At 41.9% G+C, this 883-nt stretch carries 1 protein-coding gene; it reads right to left on the reverse strand.

Annotation, left to right across the window (positions count from 1 at the left end; genetic code table 11):
• Nucleotides 1-283: 283 nt before the first annotated feature.
• A complete protein-coding gene (locus tag KJB35_RS28215; RefSeq protein WP_017636213.1) occupies nucleotides 284-685 on the reverse strand; it encodes an HIT family protein in 402 nt (133 codons plus the stop codon).
• Between the last annotated feature and the right edge of the window lie 198 nt (nucleotides 686-883).

Here is an 883-nt window from a genome sequence, read left to right on the forward strand (position 1 = left end):
TCATTCCCTAACAGGTGGTTTGCCATCTGCTTGTTTGCAAGCTCTTTACCTAAAGCCCCGCACTTTTCACACTTCAATGATGAGTGTTCATTGCTATGCCCGCACCCAAAGCACCCCCATTTACTATCCATATTTCCTCTTATAGGCATAACGCCTTGTTAAGGTGTGAGGCACGCAATACCGAAGCTTCTGCATACCACCTAACCACTAAAACCAACGCATAGTCAAAATGCCACGCGTGCCGAATCACTCTTGAACAATTTGTTAGCATATTTTTCAATGCTCATAGTTCTTTAAGTGATTCTCTTAGTTTATCCATAGTTTGAATTCCAAGTTCACTACTAACCCAACCGTACTGGTCGCCATGGAACCTAGGGAAAATATGCAAATGGTAGTGATCGAGCTCGTTGAAATGAGGTGCCTCTCCATTGTTTTGCATAAAGCCGATACCATCGGGATTGAACTTAGCTTCTATACGTTTATATAAATCTCTTGCAACGTCGGTGATCTCTAAAAACACAGACTCAGGCAGGTCGATGAAAGTACGATATTGAGTCTTAGGACAGATTAAAATATGTCCAAAGTTGATTGGGTCATGATCTGCAAAAGCTATAACTTGGTCAGATTCATACACGATGACCGAGTCAATTTCACGATTAACAATTTGTTCGACTATCGTAGTCATCTGAACTCCTATCAAAGTATGCTAACGCCCTGTTAAGGTGTGAGCAACGCAATACCGAAGCTGCCGCATACCACCTTAAACACTAAACCCAACGCATAGTAAAAATGCCACGCGTTGCGAATCACTCTTAAACAGTTTGTTAGTTGAATTGTTTCACAGCCCTACACTTGGGAAAGGTTGAACAACCCCAAAACTGTT

This window comes from Vibrio sp. D431a (assembly GCF_030248655.1).
GTDB lineage: Bacteria > Pseudomonadota > Gammaproteobacteria > Enterobacterales > Vibrionaceae > Vibrio > Vibrio alginolyticus.

Bases quoted from the DNA above. Each gene is read 5' to 3' on its own strand.
- KJB35_RS28215 (WP_017636213.1), bottom strand. From the start codon at position 685: ATGACTACGATAGTCGAACAAATTGTTAATCGTGAAATTGACTCGGTC.